Here is an 18,627-nt window from a genome sequence, read left to right on the forward strand (position 1 = left end):
AAAGCTAACAAATGAGTGAAATAACAAAACAAAAAGGTGCTTCAAGCAGCACGCCCTCTCCATTTATGCGTTGGTTTTCATCTAAACTGATGAATTTTATCAGTAGCGAAAAGCGTCAGTTAAATGTCAGAAAGAAACGTGAAAAAAAACGTGTTAACCAAGGCCGCAAACATGTAGTTGAGTATTTTCACCAAGTCGATGATGGATACTCCCACCTTGCCATACAGACACTTGCAAAACTCAAGGCAAAGTATGATATCGAGCTTATTGTTCATATCGTTCCACGAACCCATGATGACAACTTTCCTGAGCCAGAACTCTGGAGGGAAATGTCATCGTTTGACGCCAAACGCGTGGCAGACTATTACGCACTTGATTTTGATAACAGCGGCACACTCCCTGACGAAGAGCTAGTTCAGCTAGCAACATCAATTTTATGTCACCTAGATAAAAACCAAATTGGAACCATAGGTGTAAAGGTAAGCGCTTGCTTATGGAGAAACGACAAGGCGACACTTGAATCATTAGCGATGCAACATGGCCAATGTTCACCACAAGAAGTAAATGAAAAATTTCAAGCAGGTACAGCCCGCAGACGAGAGCTAAAGCACTACAACTCAGCCATGTTTTATTATGAAGGGGAATGGTACTGGGGAGTCGACCGGCTATATCATCTCGAAAGTAGGCTTAATTCTCTAGATGCTATTACAGACAGCAGCTTACCGCCTGTCGCATCACGGCCTACCATACCAACCAAGTTCGGCGAAAACGCACAGAATCTCACGCTGGAATTTTATGTGTCACTTCGAAGCCCTTACACGGCAATCGCTTGGGACCCCACAATCAAAATGGCTCAAGATTCGGGAATAAATCTAATAGTGAAGCCCGTGCTTCCCATGGTTATGCGTGGCGTACCTGCAACGCGCGAGAAAAAAATATACATCGCTACTGATGTAGCACGGGAGGCGCGTGCTTTGAATGTCGAATACGGGAACTTCTACGACCCTATCGGTGAACCTGTTTTACGCGGTTACAGCCTGTATATGTGGGCCTTAGAACAAAATAAGGGCAACGATTTACTGGGCGCCTTCCTAAAAGCTGCTTTTGCCAAGGGCATCAATTGCAATAAGCTGCAAGGTATTCAGCAAGTAGTAAATGCGGCGGGGCTTGACTGGGACGAAGCGCAAGAACACCTTAATGACGACAATTGGCAAGAATTGTTGGAACAGAACCGCCTGAGCATGTACGAATTTGGAAGCTGGGGCGTGCCAAGCTATTGTTTATTAGATGAAAATGGAAAAGAGGTACTGTCAGTTTGGGGGCAGGATTGACTCTGGTTAGTCGCCAACAAAATCGAAGAGTTAAGTTGAAATTTCTAAAAAAATGTTGTTTTAGTTCGTTTATGTATAGGATTCTATTGAAGGTAACTACATGAGTTTAACTAACCTCAGGGACAGAGCTTTTGCTTTTTTTAAAGACAAAGATTTGACCGAGAAATGGCTAGCAACGCCTTGCCCAAGCTTTGGCGGAAAAACACCGGAAGAATATTATGAGTCATCAACCAGCGCCCAAGAAGAAATCGAGAAATACCTTGAATTATTTTTAACCCAAAAGGCTAAATAGAACGCGCTCATTTATACAACATAACATTTACAATAAAACTAATCTCGAACTCAAATAACCGCTTTGGCAAAGGCTTTGGGTGGTGAATCTACACCAATATTGCTTGCAAAGAATTTGCAAAGCGTCTTTTTTAAATTAAAAACCATTGATTTATAACAACTAAAATATAAGCAAGATTTTCAAAATCCGCTGCTAGCGATAGCGTGGCGGCCGAGTGTCGGTCCAATCAAAGCCCGCCCACTGGTACCAAACATTAAACCAACTTTTTAGTTGGTTTTTTTTGTGTCTGAGTTTCACCAAATCGCCACGCAAGCGTGTCCCCGGTTAATGATGAAGAGCCTAATCCCCCCACTAGTAACCACTTTGCTGTGCACTTTTGCTCAAACTTAAAAAAAGCGCCATATTAAAACTGTAATACCTCATCTGTAGCCTATGGTTATCATTACTTTACCCATTTGTCGGTTTCTTATTAGATGAAGCACATCATGTCGCGCAATGCGTTCTATTCGCTTACGATTACCTTCACTATTTTGTCTGTTCTTGGCCAAGTCTCTACCAGCATTTATAGCCCCTTCTTTTTTGACTTAGCGACTATGTATGGCAGCCATATCAGCATAATCGAACAAAGCGTAGCTGTGTTTTTAGTCGCCTTCTCACTTTCACAGTTAGCGTCTGGCATACTGTGCGACTACATAAATAAGCAAACATTCTTATTCTGCGGAATCTTGGTATTTATCGCGGGTACGCTTGTGGTGGCACTTGCCAGTGAAGAAAACATTTTTCTAATAGGGCGTGTGGTGCAGGGCTTGGGTGGGGGCGTTGGAGTATCAGTATCGCGGGGATTGTCACGTCAAATATTTAGTGAAAAGCAGCTAAATACCTCCCTTTCGCTTATTAATATTGCCTTCGCTATCGCGCCAGCAATAGCGCCATTAGTAGGTACATTAATCGGCGAATCTTTAGGTACTTCCGCTATTTTTTACTTCGTGTTTGCAATAGGCTTACTTGCCTTACTATTGCTTTTTTCAGTCTCGAATACGCTTAGTCACTTTACTCCGCCAGTATCTCACAATGTCCTGAGTGATACGTTAGAACTTATTAAAAGCACGATTGTGAAGCTTGTCTCGGTGGGTATGGCTAGTGGGCTTTTGTATGGCATTGTGTTTTGCTTCATTACTATTGCACCTTCTATGATAATGCAGCAGTATGGGCTTTCCAAAACCCTGTTCTCGGTTTACTCACTGTTAGCCACCTTGTCTTTCGTTGTGGGCAGCGTATTAAATATTCGGCTGACATCTTTGTCGCCTTTGCAAAAATTCAGAGGTTCTAGTTTCTTTTTAGCGGCATTTTCCGTGCTTTTTGCATTGATCGTCTTCTTAAATATAGGGAGTGGGTTAGTCATTATTTTGGCCTACTGCTATATCACGTTCTTTTTCATTGGTATCGCTATGCCCTGTAGCGTAACCATTATGCTGGGCTATTCTGAAACGTCTGCCGGTTTTTTAGCAGCATTGACTGGCTTTTTTCATCTGACCGGGGCTGCCATAGGCGCCTACTCAGTGGCACTGCTCACGCTAGAGCCTACCAATTCTTTTAGTTTAGCGACTTGTGCGTTAAGCATTGCGAGTACCGCCATTTGCATTACTTTGAAAAAGCACTAACGGCTCACCCTTACGTCGTGTCAGTGCAATCACATGTTAAAAAGATACTGGCAATAACCAATAAATAAAAACTTCTTATACTAACCTGTTTGGTTTCTCAAAACTTATCCCCATAATGGAAAAGCTTCCAAAAGTGGTTGGAAGTTTTTTTGTTAAAAGGACATTAGAAACAATGAAACGTACTATTCTCGCCAGTATCTTTGGCGCACTCTCTTTAAATGCATTCGCAGCTTCGCCTTCATATGACTTCGTTAAAGCTGGGTATGTACAAGCAGATATTGAAGACGCAGGCGACTTCGAGCCAAATGGTTTTCAAATTCAAGGCTTTAAATCACTAAACGAAAACGTCTACCTTACAGGCCGTTATGGTCAGCTAAGCGAAGACGTATCAGGTGGTGATATTGATTTAGATTACGTGTCTGCGGGTATCGGCTACCGTTACGGTCTTACGCAAAATACCGACTTCTTTGGTGAAGTTACTTATGAGTATGTAGATATTGACCTAGATTCTAACTTTATTTCTGGTGAAGCTGACGACAACGGCTATGGCATTACTGCTGGTGTTCGCTCAATGCTTTCAGAACAGTTTGAACTGCGTGGTGCTATTCGCTACATCGATATCGAAGAAGATGATACTGCTTTTGAAATTGGTGCAGACTATTTCTTTACGCCGCAATTTTCATTCGGCGCGACTTATGTCATCGCTGATGATGTAGACTTGCTCGGAGTATCAGCACGCTACACTTTCTAATACACTAAAGATAAGAAAGCGTAATAATATTAAGCCACGTTTTAGGACGTGGCTTTTTTAATCTTACACTATCTCTCCCCCTCACCGATGAGCTAACACTAGATAGCACTGCTAGTACAAGCAGTATACAGACGCCATCATTTTATCTAGGCCTTATGGCCTTATATGCTCATGCGCTGTCGACAACACCTTAGCCGCACCTTCTTGCTCCATATTTAGCGCAGTAATTGGGAACGGTATTACGATCCCCTCTTCATCAAACCGCTTTTTTAGCATTTTTATAAACGCACTTTTTATAAAGAAACGATTAAAGTACTCTCGGGTTCTTAGCATTATGGTTAGGTTAATGCTGGAATTATCAAAGGTATGAAAAATAACGAAGGGTTGATAGGTTTTAACACCGTATTCATGCTCCTTTAAAATGGTGTTTGCCACCTCTAAACAAACCTTTTCTACATGCTCTAGGTCAGAACTATAGTGAACCCCTACATCTACTGGAACCGAAAGTTCGCGCTCAGGATAGTAGTAGTTAATCAGCTTTGAATTAGAAAGCTTACTGTTCGGCATAATAACGATGTTATTAGGCAGCATTCTAACCCACGTAGAACGCCATCCTATTTTCTCAACAAAGCCTTGCTCCCCAGAATCCAGTTCAATAAAGTCACCAATTCGGATGGGCTTATCCATTACTAACTGAATGCCTGAAAAGAAATTTTCAAGTGTGGGCTGTAGAGCTAGCGCTACTGCAAGTGACGTAATACCTAATGAAGCAACGATGGGCGTTATTGATACCCCCATTGTGCTTAAAATAATTAAAATGGCGAGCACGGCAAACACTGCTCTTACTGCACCACCAGCTATAGCACTGGTGTTTTTCACAATGGTTGACTGGTCACGATAGCGTTTTAACGAATAGGTAACGAAACGCTCAAAGAACAAAACCAGCGTAATAATGAGCCCCGCTTCTATAGCAACCGTTAACGCGTTTATTGCCCCTTCTCCAGCTTGAAACACTGAAATAATGCTTTTAACTAATAGCAGAAAAATGACCAGAATAAGTAAGTTCAACGGAGCATTGAGCGATAGTACTAGCACGCGATAAATATCAGACATGCTGCTGCTTTCAGAACGGGCCTTGGCTTTCAAGCGCACCAGTATGAGGCGTTTAATGATGAAAAGCACAATAACAACCCCGACTAATCCGGCTATTGCTAGTACCTGCTTGTTTTCAAGAAGTTGAGTGCTATCCACGGCTGACGATGCTCCTGCGCAAAAAGTATGGTGCTTTTAATATTAGCTACACGTTAATACGAAAAAGAAGACGCAAAAGGTGCACCAATTGTTGTTAGGAGTGTGCAAGAAGCTTTTGTTGATATTGGTTAAAGAGCCATTGATTAGCTTCTTCGTTATCTGTAAAAAACAGGTAATCCATTGAAGCAAGCTCGGGGATCCGTTGGTGCATGATTCCACGGATCACTGCCCCTTTATATACATATGCTTTCGCGATGAGGCCCATTTCAGGGAGGCGAGTAATAATGTGCTTTACCATATCAAACGCTTCGGGCGTTGCGCCCTCTACTTGGCTAATGTCGGCAAGTAAAGCAAAAGGCTTCCCCTTCAATCCCATAACTAACTCGAAAAGCTCTTCTCGGTAACTCTCTGCGCTACTCTCATTAAAGATGCCATATAGCTTAGTTGTAATAATGCCATTTGCATGAGATATCGATGCGTTGCTTAGATTTCTTGACATAACCAACGTTATTTTTCTAAAACTAAATAAAGCATAGCTGAAAAATAGCATCATTTTCGAGTTAGAGGCAATATCGGGAATCAACTACTCTTTTTTCAATGCCAACAGACTATCATTGCCTGGAAAACTTACGAGGGCGTTCATAAGAACTTTACTCGCCTGCTCTGCCCTATCGCCTTTACGAAGCGCAATAACAAAGTTGTGCACATACGCTTGTTGATGTTGGCCCACCTCATACCCTTTTTCGAACCAAGTTATCGCCAGTTTGTCATTACCTTCAATGTCAGGGTTTTCGAGATAATAATTGGCAATCAGAAAGTAGCTTAACCAATAGGAAGGCCAAGTCTGAGAAGCGGTTTTTAAAAACGCTAATGAACGCGCTTTATCTCCCACTTTAAGCATGTCGTAAGCCGCACTTACATAAGTGAAAGGTGTCATCTCAGCCGAGGTTACATTTGGAGGAACCGGTGCCAAGTACCAGTAGTTTCCTCTTCCCCACGTTCTTTCAAAAAGCTCAAGCGACATTTCGTGATTAGGCGTAAGGCCGGTATGTAAAGTAACCGTCCCCTTATCACTATCGAACCCAATAACAACAGCGTAGTGCCATTGGGGTAATAACTGGATGGACAGATTTTGAAAAACAATCACTGGGATGTCGTCTTTAACTAACGACATAAGTGACGATAATGTTCCTCGCTCAGTATATGGCAAAAAACCAAATTGTCGGGTAGCGCTCACCATTTCTAGTTGTAAACTCCCTTCTTTATTGGGAATGAATAACTTGGGCGCAATGTCATTTGGTGAGGTGCTTTCACCATAGTAACCGAACACTTCAGATAGTGTGGTAGGCCCGCAATAAAACTGCTCTTGGGGAAAAAACGGTACAGATTGAATAGTGTGAGATTCAGGTAAAGAGGCAAGTCCCTCTTGCCTCAGCTTGTCAGCTTGAGGTGTGGATTGACAGCCTGAGAGCAAAAATAGAAGCGAAAGGCCTGCTAACGCGCAGGCCTTTTTAACTGAATTGATCATCCAACTAGCTGTTCACTGGACGAATAAATGGGTAAACGTCGGTTACACCAATGAGATCCAAAATGGCGATAATAGCAAGTACGGTAAGCACTGCGCCTACAACACCACCCGCAGGCGCTTGATTAATTTCATCATTTAATTGCGCAATTTCGCTATCGGTCATTCCGTTGATTCTTGCAATAGCTTGGTTGCTATCTACGCCTAAGCTTACTAACTTGCTTTGCACATCTGAACGGTTAACCATGTCTATTAACTGCTGCTTATTATAGTGAGCGGCTTGCGTTTGCATTACTGAGTCTGAGCTAATTGCTTCCGCATGTACACTACCAGACATTAAAACCGTTGCCGAAAAGCAACCAATCGCAATTTTTTTCAAAAACTTCATGATGTTTCCCTCTTTATAATGCACAGTTTTATTCTTCTTTTGCGTTACCTAACTTACGATAAACTAGAGTGAAATAAAACTTCGCACTGATTCAGCAGACGCGTTTGCGTTCTGCAGTTTATTTTCAGTAGATAGATGCAGCAAAAATAAGACCAACTGAAAAGACCTTCTTTCTTATGTTCGAGAAGGTTCCATTTTTCTCTTTAAAATAACGATTTAAGTGACCTCTATACGAAGAATGCTGATCAAAGCTTTGTTCGTTAACTCTGCATTGATGCATCACCGCGCGCTGACTTTTATGTAACATTTTCTTTATGCTGGAATTATTTGCTTGCCGCTAATATAAAAAGAGCAACAAACAATAAGGGGCAATCTGTAGAATGAGCGGGGGGTTCGAAACGTCCATTTCACACTCATACCATACGGAATTAAGTTTCAGGTGCAATTTTTGACAAAAACACGCTATAAAAGGTTAATACTTTTTTTAGCGTTTGGGTGAAATGCGCATCAAGCAGAATATCATTTATTGGGTATTGGTAGCGACTGTCTGCTGTATTAGTGCATGCAGTTCAGATAAGTTTATGCGTAAAAAAGTATCCCCTTTGTCTTTGGCCGGTGCATATGGATATGGCTATTTGCCCGACTTAAGCCACTTAGACAACATACAACTGGCTGCTCGGTGCACGTCGTACGAGCAAAGTACTACACTAGATATCGCGCTTGCGCTCGATTGCTACATTACCTTGTTAAAAAGAGACAGTCTTTCCGATGCGCATCGCGCTATAGGGATCGACGGGTACAACCTCGCAGTAAACAAGTTATTCCGTCTTAGACATACAACTGACAACTTAATTCAGGTTAACTACTCGGGCCCAAGCGAGCTCGATTTAGTTTCAGAAATAGAAGCCTTAGACGCTCGCCTCTCTCCTAAGGTATTTGGTGAACTTGGCGGTGCTGCAGTGGCTCGAATTAGCAACCAAGCACAGAATGGCCGTAGCCTTGACCTAAACTATCCACTTGAAGGTATCTACTCGCCTTACTCCCTTCAAGTTGAGTCGGTTGCATTGAAAGGGCTTAGAATTCACATATCCTTGCAAGCCCAACACGTCGATGTGCCTACCGAAATACTGGTTGGAAACAACACATACACGCAACGGTACTCACCTGCTGCCGCTTACCTTTCCCTATTACAAAATGCCGACATCCATAATTTCAGCTGGCTAGGATTTATTAATGCACAAGACGCTGAAAAGAGAATGGGAGTCTTTAGTATTGGGGAGCTTTCTTCAGTCAAAACCCCGATTATTATGATTCATGGCCTCAATTCAGATCCGCTAATTTGGCGGTATCTCACAATGGCTATTTTCAATGACGAAGAATTATCTCAACACTATCAGATATTGCACGTGTACTACCCATCAGGCCCTCCTCCTTTCTATAACGCCATGCGAGTTCGCAATTTACTGTACAAGCTAAACCAGCGGATAGCGTCATCGGAAGTCGATTCTTCATCTGCGATATTGATAGGGCATAGTATGGGCGGCGTAATCGCAAAGCTGATTTCAACGCATTCAGATAACACGTTATGGGATACTACTTTCACAGAGCCTCCAGAAGCGCTACTTGCTGAAGGCGATGAAATGTTGCGAGATATATTTATATTTAATCCTGTGTATAAAGAGAATACGGTGTTTTTTCTCGACACACCACACCGAGGCTCAGAAATAGCTAATAGCCTTATAGGATCGTTAGGTTCTTCACTCATCACACTCCCTTTTAGTTTTAAAGCGCTATTTAAAAACTTTATCGAAAAAGTAGGCGTGAGCAGATTAACCGCTGCTATGCTTCCTTTCTTGCAAAACTACGGGCCAGATAGCGTCCAAGTGTTGCGCCCCAATCACCCGCTGATGACAGCGTTAGCCGACATTCCTGTAGAAGGCGAGAGCTATTCGATTATTGGCTCAACCAGTACCTTGTATTGCCAGTCAGAAACAGAATGCGCTGCTATAACTGATTCTGTCGTCAGCTATAACAGCGCATATTTACCTGAGGCAAAAGACACAACAATTGTTAACTCGTCACATAACTCATTCAAAAGCCCTCAGGCAATCGAGTTTATACTTGATAAGCTTCGCCAAAAGCACGTCAGCGCAAAAACTGTTCAAAATTCCCTCGACATGTAGCCCTCAATTCCTTATAGTGCGCGCGCTTTTATATATTAGTGAAGTGACAACCGCTTTCACTACTATCTCTTCTCATCGTTTTACCCCTGGATACCTGTTTTGATTACCACCGCAAATATCACAATGCAGTTTGGCTCTAAGCCATTATTTGAAAATATTTCCGCAAAATTCGGCAACGGCAACCGATACGGCCTGATTGGCGCAAACGGTTGCGGCAAGTCTACCTTTATGAAAATTCTAAGCGGTAAACTTACCCCATCGTCGGGCAACGTTTCTATGGCGCCAGGCACAAAGCTAGGTATCTTGAGTCAGGACCAATTTGCGTTTGAAGAGTTTAGCGTAGTCGATACCGTGATCATGGGCGACCGTGAACTATGGGAAGTTAAGCAAGAGCGCGACGCCATTTACAGCAAGGCTGAAATGAGCGAAGAAGATGGCATGCGCGTGGCGGACTTGGAAACCCAATTTGCCGAAATGGACGGCTATACAGCTGAATCCCGCGCGGGTGAAATCCTAACTTCTGCTGGTATTGACGAAGACTATCACTTCGGTTTGATGAAGGAAGTGGCCCCAGGTAAAAAAGTACGTGTACTTTTAGCCCAAGCCCTATTTGCCGAGCCTGATATTCTGCTTCTAGACGAGCCAACCAACAACTTGGATATCTACACCATCAGTTGGCTTGCTGAAGAGCTTAACAAGCGTAAGTCGACCATGCTTATTATTTCGCACGACAGACACTTCCTAAACTCTGTATGCACGCACATGGCCGATATCGACTACGGTGAACTGCGCGTTTACCCGGGTAACTACGACGACTACATTCAAGCTGCCATGCTAGTTCAAGAGCAGCTTCATGCAGAGAATGCTAAGAAGTCAGCGGAAATTGAAGAGCTACAGAGCTTCGTAGCACGATTTTCTGCCAACGCGTCAAAAGCGAAACAAGCCACCTCGCGCGCCCGCCGTCTTGAGAAAATTGAACTAGCCGAGGTAAAAGCATCTAGCCGTCGTAAGCCTTATATTGTATTTAAGCAGCATAAGAAGCTTCACCGTCTTGCAATCACCCTTGAAGACTTGGGCCATAGCTATCCAGACCTTCCGTTATTTGACAATGCTAACTTGCTGTTGGAAGCGGGACAGCGCTTAGCCATCATCGGTGAAAACGGCGCAGGTAAAACTACGCTTTTAAAATGCCTAGTCAATGACATTGAGCCTACCGCTGGTAGCTATAAGTGGGCAGAAAATGCCGCAATAGGCTACATCCCACAGGACAACGCCAAATACTTTGCCGAAGATATCACTATGTTTGAGTGGATGAGCCAATGGCGCAGCCCTAAACATGATGACCTTCAGATTAAGGGCATGTTAGGCCGTTTATTGTTTACATCTGATGATTTCAATAAGCGTGTGCAGGTATGTTCAGGTGGTGAGAAAAACCGCTTATTGTTTGGAAAGCTTATGCTGGAAGACATTAACGTATTGGTAATGGATGAGCCAACCAACCACATGGACATGGAATCGATTGAAGCCTTGAACAATGCACTGTACAAGTTTGATGGTACGGTTATTTTTGTTAGTCACGACCGTGAATTCGTCTCGTCACTGGCGACGCAAATCATCGAAATTAAAGACAAGAAACTGAATCACTTCGATGGAAACTACGAAGAGTTTTTGGCGCATAAAGAAAACGCTTAAGTAATGTTAAAAGGGGCGTTCAACGCCCCTTTTTGTTTGTTTCAATGCCGACAGTTTTTATCACTTCAAGGTTTGGATATTTTTGACTTTAAACCTGTTCATTTCCTACTAAAAACTGTCTAGTCATGCCCGCTAGGTTATCGAAATACTCAATAAGCGCAGCTTTCACTGGAGCTAGCTCTTCCTCAGTTATATTTTCAAAGTCAGCAGGATCAGCAAAATCTTCCAAAGTCTTGTTTTTCGCCAAGTATGTTTGTGTTTCTTTTACGTGCTCTAATCGCGTGATATCCACCGGCTTATCAATGGTCTCTATAGAAATAGCAAAACTAGCTGACGCCATGTAGTTATCCATACCTAAAAAGCTCTGGTAAAAAGCCCGTAACCCTGGCTGTAATGTTCTGTGCAGCCATACATGCCACACTCCATTGCTGCTAACGTAGACGTTTCTTTAATTACAACAACCGCTGTTATACCCTCAGCGGCGAGCTTTTCTCGTGTGCTTGCGCTTTTCTCGTTAAATACCCATTCCTTATTTACTACATCTACAAAAGTTAGCGTATCGTTCTCAGAAATGAGGTTTGATATGTCTACAACATCGAATGTCGTACCGCCCTCTATTTTCTTTTCGAAAATATTGAAAATGTTTTCTTTAAGCTTCCAGTCGTAGTCGTATTCCTTGCTGAAATTATTAAAAATTGTTGTACCAACGTGAGTATGGCTAGGGTTCTCTTTAGCGACAACCAAAACTCCAATCTTACTTTTTTCAGGGGCTTTATAACCTGTTGTAGGTGGCACGTACGTTGACGCACACCCTGCTATGACAATGGCCATGAGAGCCATAAACAACAACTTAAACGACAATTTCATTCTTATTCCTTTGTGCTTTATTGCACCTTTTAATTATATGATTAATACCTAACATCACTCTTCCCCACCTCAGTTCTATCAGCTCTTAACGTATGAAGAGGAATTACGATAAAATCGCACAAGTTTTCTTCAAAAACAATGTGTTTTATAATTCAACGTCGTCTACTTCACTAGCAACAATTAACGCGCTATCACCTCAATTGCTTGACAATAATACCTGTCACTAGAAATACCGATATGTTGCCTTTTGGCAATTGATAAATTGAGCCTATCGCTGGTAGCTATAAGTGGGTTGGAAACGCAGAAACCTAATTTTTCTACTTGTAAGGCTTTGCCGGAAGGCAGTATACAAAACGGGCGCTTAATTGAGCGCCCGTTTTTTTGTTTTTTGCCACTTACTGGCTAGATAAATAGTTGGCTACCGTTTCAGCCAAACGGTCGATGTAACTGATGATTGAATTTTTGATAGGCGCTAGTTCTTTTTCTGTAGCTTCATCAAAGTCTTCAGGAGGAACAAACTCTTCGAGACGTACATTCTTCATGGCGTCATCTTGTAATTCTTCAAACAATGGTTGCATCGCAATGTCTACCGGCTTATCTAAGCTTTCAATACTGAAATCAAAACTTGCAGAAGCGATATAAGAATCGGTTCCCAAAAAGCTTCGAGTAAATAGACCAACCCCTTTGCTTTCATGTTCCGAGCAGCCATATGTGCCGCATTCGGTGATGGCGACTGTTGGAGCCTCTTGGACAATAATAATTTTTGTAACGCCGTCGGCTAACAGCGACTTTCGAAGTGCATTTTGGTTTTCGTTGAAAGACCAACGACCATTCTGCTGCACCACGAAATCGAGTTGCCATGCCCCTTTGACTTTGGGTGACACGTCAACGACTTCAAAGCGGCTTGATTGCTCTATTGCCGTTTTAAGTTCAGTGAAAAGCGTAGATGCTATCTGCCAGTCGTATGCGTACTCTTTCGTGAAGTTATTAAACTTAGTCGTACCAATATGGGTATGCGATGGGAACTCATTAGCATTAATGAACACCCCTATCTTTTGCTTCGGTACTTCCGTTGGCTCATTAGCTTCATTTACTTCATCTTCGCTTTCTTGCTCTGAAACATCAGCACTTTGCTTAGACACATCACTGTCTGTTTTAGCAACTGAACTTGTTTTTTCGGCTTTAGATTCGGTAGGCATGTTATCACTTGAATCCATGCCTCTTTGCGTTACACACCCTGCTAACAGTATCAATATGGCAACCAGCACACTACACTTTGTCATAAACTTCATAATACTTCCCTATTCAAAGTCATTGAACTTGATACTGAATTAAGACTATTCTGGTTTTACAAATAGTCAGCTCTTAGTGTATTACAAACTAATTTCCTCTACTGATGAATAATTGCCTTACGCGTTTTTCGCGCTCAGTTAAACTTTCAAAATAACTTTCAACCTCACTGTAATAAACAACCTTCATACTAGGTTACGTGTAGGTAAATAAACCTCGCCTAAATCCTATAAATATCATTTTACGAGCCGGGAAAATCAGTGCTGTTATCTCACAGTAAGCAATTCTTATTTGCACATAAAGATTTAGCCCTTTTAGATTACACCTTTAAATAAGCATTTAACGTTATGACCAGGCAAAGTATTGATCGAACCTGAAGTTTTAGCTGTATTGTGATTAAAAAGGAAATTGATTGATGACTCTATTAAAGTGTGTGGGCTCAGTAGGCCTATCAACATTACTCGTATTCTCCTCCGCCGTTTCTGCACAACAGCCCGCAGGTCCGCAACAGCCCCAGGGCTGGATGTGGGGTTTTGGTGTTGCTGCTTCCCAAGACGTATATACCGACTTTGATAACCGCATTGTACCTATTCCTATCATTGGCTACACAGGTGAAAAACTTCGGGTTTACGGGCCATTCATAGGCTATGAACTTTTTCGCGAAAGTGGCTTTACTCTTGACGCTCAGCTTGTCCCGATCTTTGCAGGTTATGAAGAAGATGACAGCGCCGTGTTCACCGGTATGGAAGACAGAGACTTCAGCTACGCGGCTGGCGTTGGGCTCAACTATAATGCGGGCAGCTGGGTGTATTCACTGTCAACCAACGCGGATATTCTTGGTAAGTTCGACGGCTATCAGACATCTGCTCGAATAGGTAAACAGTTTAGAGTAGATACCTTCATGATAGAGCCATCGGTAGGCGTTACCTATCAAGATAGCAACTATGTTGACTATTACTACGGTGTACGCCCTGAAGAAACCACCACATTTAGAAGTGCTTATAACGGCGATAGCGCATTAAATACCGAGATTCGCGTCGCGGTCTCCACCCGCCAATTTTTGGGTGGCATGACTCGCTTAGAGGTAGGCGCCACATTCTTTGACGATAGCATTAGCGATAGTCCGCTTACCGACGATGACACTGCATTAAGTGCCATGCTGGTTTACACGCGTTTTTTCTAATAGTTTAAGTGAAAGATATGCCCAAACTCGCAAAAGCGAAGCTTTGCCGTTAAACATATCATGCGCAAAAGTGGCGGAAACCAATTGGGAGCAATACTGGTAAAAAGCACAAAAAATGCCCTCGAATTAGAGGGCATTTTTGATTTTCTGGTTTAGCATCTGCGTGAGCTCGCGCGCCTACGCGGACTTCTTAAACGCAAGGGTTTCCCACAGGGGAACGGTAGATAAGCTATGTTTGTAGCTACCCGATGTTTCTTTCGTGCTGTACGACAAGTAAATCAGCGTTTTTGAGTCAGCATCATAAATTCGTCGAAGCTTCATATTCTTAAAAAACACGCTCTTTGATTTTTTAAAAATCACTTCGCCAGAATCTGATTTATCGATAGCGTCTAGCATCTCGGCAGTGATGGGGCCGGTTTGCCTGCACGCAATAGAACTGTCTGACGGGTCCGACAAATCTAAGTTCGCTTCAATACTTGAAATATGACAGGTAACGCCAGTGACAACAGGGTCTTGAAGCGCATCAATTTTAATGTCTTTTGTGGTGAAAAGACCAAGAGACACATCGCCCACTTCGCTGTCGCTACAGCCTGTCAACGTAAACACCGACGCGGCAAGTAAACCCAAAACAGTGCTTTTTACAAAAGTGCTCTTCTTCACAGCGCGTTTCATCGAAGTACGATTCATAGAAATACGAGCCTCGTTTGAACTTAACCAACGTCCTTTTGTTTTCATATCATTCCCACCTCTACTCTATTAATGATCTTTATTTTTTTACTCGAAATACAGAGCCTGTGATCATTTTAGCCTAACAGGTTTAACTGTGTCTTATCCATAAGGTCGTGCTGCTTAATAAGTTGCTTTGCCTTTTCAATGTCTGGCGCAAAATAACGGTCTTTGTCGTAAAACGGCACTTGGTCTCTTAGTAGCTGCATCAACACTTGGAGCTTTTCGCTGGTTTTAAACGGCTTCCTAAAATCTAACCCTTGGCAGGCCGCTAACCACTCAATGGCCAATATACCTGCCACATTATCGAAAATATCTCGTAAACGCCTAGCGGCGAAGGTAGCCATAGACACGTGGTCTTCTTGGTTCGCAGACGTGGGCAACGAATCGATAGATGCGGGGTGCGCCAGGGTTTTGTTTTCACTAGCAAGCGCCGCACAGGTCACCTGCGCAATCATGAAGCCCGAGTTTACCCCACCATTTTCAACTAGAAACGGTGGCAAACCACTTAAATGAGTATCAATCATTAGCGACATTCTACGCTCCGATAGTGCGCCAATTTCGGATAGTGCAATAGCCAGCATATCTGCCGCCATTGCCACGGTTTCCGCATGGAAGTTTCCGCCAGATAAAATATCGCCCGTTGGCGTATCAGCATCATCATTATTTTCAACAAAAACCAACGGGTTGTCGCTTACCCCATTAGCCTCAACCACCAAAATGTCTTGGGCATAGCGCATTTGTTGTAAACACGCTCCCATCACCTGTGGCTGACAACGTAGAGAGTACGGATCTTGTACTTTTTCACACCGTTGATGTGAATGGCCAATCTCTGAGGTGTCTAGTAATGTTCTAAACGCAGTCGCCACATCGCACTGGCTTTTGTGGCCACGCACTTCGTGGATCCGCGCGTCGAACGGCACGCGGGAACCTAATGCGGCCTCAACAGTAAGCGCACCAATACCTATAGCACTATGAAGCGCATTTTCAGTGTAAAATAGCCCCTGAAGTGCAAACGCTGTTGATGCCTGTGTACCGTTTAATAGTGCTAAGCCTTCTTTAGGTGCCAGCGCAATTGGCTGCATGCCGGCTATTTCTAATGCTTTAGCCGCACTTATACGTTCACCTTTGTAGAAAGCTTCCCCTTCTCCTAAAAGCACTACACTCATATGTGCTAAAGGCGCTAAGTCTCCACTAGCCCCTACCGACCCTTTTTCAGGAATAGCGGGGTAAACCTGTGCGTTAAGTAAGGTAATGAGCGCTTTTATTACGCTTAATCGAATGCCCGAATAACCGCGGGCCAGCGAGTTAATTTTTAACAGCATGAGCAGGCGCACAGTATCTTCTTGCATAAAGTCGCCCGTGCCGGCCGCATGCGATAGCACAATACTGCGCTGTAATAACTCTAATTCATCAACGTTAATACTTGTATTAGCCAATAATCCAAAGCCGGTATTGATACCATAAACAGTACGGTTTTCTTTAATGACGTTCAGTACTACTTGCTCCGCAGCGTTTATAGCGGGTACTGCGCTTTCATCTAAGGACAAATGAACGTGGCTTCGATGTACTTCTCTTAATTGTTCTAGGGTTAAGGTACCAGGAACAAGCGTAAGCTTTTTAATACCGTCTTGCTCCGCGAAAAAAGAGTTCCGGGACATGATCACGCCTCCCCGTCTAAGTTTTGGTGTGAGCTATTTTGGTGTGAGCTATGGTTTGAATCTGCACTGCCAACCCCTTGACTATTAGCCTCGGGATTTACCATAGGAAGATCAAGGTTATGTTTAACCGCACAGTCTTTTGCGATGTCATAGCCTGCATCGGCATGACGCATCACGCCTGTAGCAGGGTCGTTATGCAGTACCCTAGCAATTCGCTCAGCCGATTCGTCCGTGCCGTCACAAACAATTACCACGCCCGAATGCTGGCTGAAGCCCATTCCTACACCGCCACCATGATGAAGGCTCACCCAGGTTGCGCCACCCGCAGTGTTTAATAACGCGTTTAGTAAAGGCCAGTCCGAAACCGCATCAGAACCATCGAGCATGGCCTCGGTTTCTCTATTTGGGGAAGCGACCGAGCCAGAGTCGAGATGATCTCGACCAATCACTACCGGTGCGCTTAACTCGCCACTGCGCACCATTTCGTTAAAGGCAAGCCCCAACTTTTGTCTTTCACCTAGTCCAACCCAGCAAATACGCGCGGGCAGGCCCTGAAACTGAATACGCTCTTTGGCCATATCTAGCCAGTTATGTAGATGCGGATTATCGGGTATAAGCTCTTTAACTTTAGCGTCCGTTTTATAGATATCTTCTGGGTCGCCAGATAAAGCAGCCCACCTAAAGGGGCCAATGCCCTGACAGAACAACGGACGAATGTAGGCGGGTACAAAACCTGGAAAATCAAAAGCATGTTCAATGCCTTCTTCCAGCGCCATCTGCCTAATGTTGTTGCCATAGTCGAGCGTTGCCGCGCCCGCCTGTTGAAAGCCCAGCATGGCTTTAACTTGCAGCGCCATCGACTGCTTCGCTTTTTTAATCACGCAAGCTTCATCTTTCTTGCGTTGTGCTTCGGCTTGATCCAGCGTCCAACCTACAGGCAGATAGCCATTAAGCGGGTCGTGGGCACTAGTTTGATCGGTTACCACATCAGGAGTAATCCCTTTTTCTAGCATATCGGGGAATACCTCAGCAGCATTGCCGAGCAAGCCTATTGAAACGGGTTTCCCGTCTTGCTTGGCCTCATCTAACAAGCCCATAGCTTCTTCTAACGAATGCGCTTTTTTGTCCAGATAGCCCGTTCGTATTCTGAAGTCTATGCGGGTTTCATCAACTTCCACTGCCACCATTGAAAAGCCGGCCATAGTAGCCGCAAGGGGCTGTGCCCCACCCATACCGCCTAAGCCGCCTGTTAAAATCCAACGTCCTTCAGCGCTTCCTTCAAAATGTGTTTTTGCCACGCTCACAAAGGTTTCATACGTGCCTTGCACAATGCCTTGCGAGCCTATGTATATCCATGACCCTGCCGTCATTTGCCCGTACATCATCAAACCTTCTTTATCCAGAGCGTTAAAGTGCTCCCAATTAGCCCAGTGCGGTACAAGGTTAGAGTTAGCAATTAACACACGAGGGGCGTTTTCATGGGTAGGAAATACGCCAACGGGCTTGCCTGATTGAATAAGTAATGTTTCGTCAGTATTTAAGCGCTTAAGCACTTCAACAATTTTGTCGTAGGACGCCCAGTCTCGAGCCGCGCGCCCAATGCCACCGTAAACCACCAAGTTTTGCGGATGTTCCGCCACTTCTGGATCCAGGTTATTCATTAACATGCGAAGCGGCGCTTCGGTTTGCCAACTCTTCGCATTTAGCATACTGCCTCTTGGGGCACGTATTTCTCTTGTAGGGTCGAGGCGTTTCATAAACTTCTCCTAGGCATCTTTTTCTTTTACTGAAATATTTTTGTTATAAGAAGCAGTATCTTTAAAAAA

General features: G+C 43.6%; 17 protein-coding genes. 7 read left to right on the forward strand and 10 right to left on the reverse strand.

Going from position 1 to position 18,627, the window contains the following annotated elements; genetic code table 11:
* The first annotated feature begins 11 nt into the window (after positions 1 to 11).
* The 4 genes from ACYX4M_RS03010 (at position 12) to ACYX4M_RS03025 (ending at position 4,035) form a co-directional block, all read left to right on the forward strand.
* The gene (locus ACYX4M_RS03010; RefSeq protein WP_476081835.1) at positions 12 to 1,331 is read left to right on the forward strand and encodes a DsbA family protein; all 1,320 of its coding nucleotides are present in this window, start codon (positions 12 to 14) and stop codon (positions 1,329 to 1,331) included.
* A 100-nt stretch (positions 1,332 to 1,431) separates the two neighbouring features.
* Entirely contained in the window at positions 1,432 to 1,623 is a 192-nt protein-coding gene (locus ACYX4M_RS03015; RefSeq protein WP_476081836.1) for an antitoxin Xre/MbcA/ParS toxin-binding domain-containing protein, read from the forward strand.
* A gap of 485 nt (positions 1,624 to 2,108) precedes the next feature.
* Positions 2,109 to 3,284 carry an MFS transporter gene (locus ACYX4M_RS03020; protein ID WP_476081837.1) on the forward strand — a complete coding sequence of 392 codons (1,176 nt, stop codon included), beginning with the start codon at positions 2,109 to 2,111 and terminating at the stop codon, positions 3,282 to 3,284.
* A 172-nt stretch (positions 3,285 to 3,456) separates the two neighbouring features.
* Complete coding sequence (locus ACYX4M_RS03025) at positions 3,457 to 4,035, forward strand: porin family protein (protein ID WP_476081838.1); 579 nt, start codon at positions 3,457 to 3,459, stop codon at positions 4,033 to 4,035.
* A gap of 153 nt (positions 4,036 to 4,188) precedes the next feature.
* On the opposite strand, the gene ACYX4M_RS03030 is transcribed toward ACYX4M_RS03025, so the two are convergent.
* The 4 genes from ACYX4M_RS03030 to ACYX4M_RS03045 form a co-directional block, all read right to left on the reverse strand.
* Positions 4,189 to 5,286 carry a mechanosensitive ion channel family protein gene (locus ACYX4M_RS03030; RefSeq protein ID WP_476081839.1) on the reverse strand — a complete coding sequence of 366 codons (1,098 nt, stop codon included), beginning with the start codon at positions 5,284 to 5,286 and terminating at the stop codon, positions 4,189 to 4,191.
* 94 nt (positions 5,287 to 5,380) lie between these two features.
* Entirely contained in the window at positions 5,381 to 5,785 is a 405-nt protein-coding gene (locus ACYX4M_RS03035) for a hypothetical protein (RefSeq protein WP_476081840.1), read from the reverse strand.
* Positions 5,786 to 5,869: 84 nt separating this feature from the next.
* Entirely contained in the window at positions 5,870 to 6,814 is a 945-nt protein-coding gene (locus ACYX4M_RS03040) for a PA2778 family cysteine peptidase (protein WP_476081841.1), read from the reverse strand.
* Positions 6,815 to 6,818: 4 nt separating this feature from the next.
* A complete protein-coding gene (locus ACYX4M_RS03045) occupies positions 6,819 to 7,199 on the reverse strand; it encodes a PA2779 family protein (RefSeq protein ID WP_118490142.1) in 381 nt (126 codons plus the stop codon).
* A gap of 581 nt (positions 7,200 to 7,780) precedes the next feature.
* Between ACYX4M_RS03045 and ACYX4M_RS03050 the strand changes: the two genes are divergently transcribed.
* On the forward strand, positions 7,781 to 9,382 hold the full coding sequence (locus tag ACYX4M_RS03050) for an esterase/lipase family protein (protein ID WP_476081842.1): 1,602 nt from the start codon (positions 7,781 to 7,783) through the stop codon (positions 9,380 to 9,382).
* 99 nt (positions 9,383 to 9,481) lie between these two features.
* A complete protein-coding gene (locus ACYX4M_RS03055) occupies positions 9,482 to 11,074 on the forward strand; it encodes an ABC-F family ATPase (protein ID WP_476081843.1) in 1,593 nt (530 codons plus the stop codon).
* An 88-nt stretch (positions 11,075 to 11,162) separates the two neighbouring features.
* On the opposite strand, the gene ACYX4M_RS03060 is transcribed toward ACYX4M_RS03055, so the two are convergent.
* The 3 genes from ACYX4M_RS03060 to ACYX4M_RS03070 form a co-directional block, all read right to left on the reverse strand.
* Complete coding sequence (locus ACYX4M_RS03060) at positions 11,163 to 11,414, reverse strand: hypothetical protein (protein ID WP_476081844.1); 252 nt, start codon at positions 11,412 to 11,414, stop codon at positions 11,163 to 11,165.
* Positions 11,415 to 11,428: 14 nt separating this feature from the next.
* A complete protein-coding gene (locus ACYX4M_RS03065) occupies positions 11,429 to 11,941 on the reverse strand; it encodes a hypothetical protein (protein ID WP_476081845.1) in 513 nt (170 codons plus the stop codon).
* Between the two features lie 395 nt (positions 11,942 to 12,336).
* Positions 12,337 to 13,233: a hypothetical protein gene (locus ACYX4M_RS03070; RefSeq protein WP_476081846.1), complete on the reverse strand. Its 897-nt coding sequence runs from the start codon at positions 13,231 to 13,233 to the stop codon at positions 12,337 to 12,339.
* 413 nt (positions 13,234 to 13,646) lie between these two features.
* Here ACYX4M_RS03070 and ACYX4M_RS03075 point away from each other — a divergent pair, with 413 nt between their 5' ends.
* Positions 13,647 to 14,414, forward strand: coding sequence for a MipA/OmpV family protein (locus ACYX4M_RS03075; protein WP_476081847.1), 768 nt, complete (start codon positions 13,647 to 13,649; stop codon positions 14,412 to 14,414).
* Between the two features lie 177 nt (positions 14,415 to 14,591).
* Here ACYX4M_RS03075 and ACYX4M_RS03080 read toward each other — a convergent pair whose 3' ends face one another.
* The 3 genes from ACYX4M_RS03080 to hutU form a co-directional block, all read right to left on the reverse strand.
* Complete coding sequence (locus ACYX4M_RS03080) at positions 14,592 to 15,086, reverse strand: CreA family protein (RefSeq protein ID WP_476082846.1); 495 nt, start codon at positions 15,084 to 15,086, stop codon at positions 14,592 to 14,594.
* Positions 15,087 to 15,217: 131 nt separating this feature from the next.
* Positions 15,218 to 16,801: a histidine ammonia-lyase gene (gene hutH, locus ACYX4M_RS03085; RefSeq protein WP_476081848.1), complete on the reverse strand. Its 1,584-nt coding sequence runs from the start codon at positions 16,799 to 16,801 to the stop codon at positions 15,218 to 15,220.
* A gap of 2 nt (positions 16,802 to 16,803) precedes the next feature.
* Positions 16,804 to 18,558: a urocanate hydratase gene (gene hutU, locus ACYX4M_RS03090; protein WP_476081849.1), complete on the reverse strand. Its 1,755-nt coding sequence runs from the start codon at positions 18,556 to 18,558 to the stop codon at positions 16,804 to 16,806.
* Between the last annotated feature and the right edge of the window lie 69 nt (positions 18,559 to 18,627).

The sequence above is a fragment of the Alteromonas sp. ABV4_150 genome (assembly GCF_056311745.1).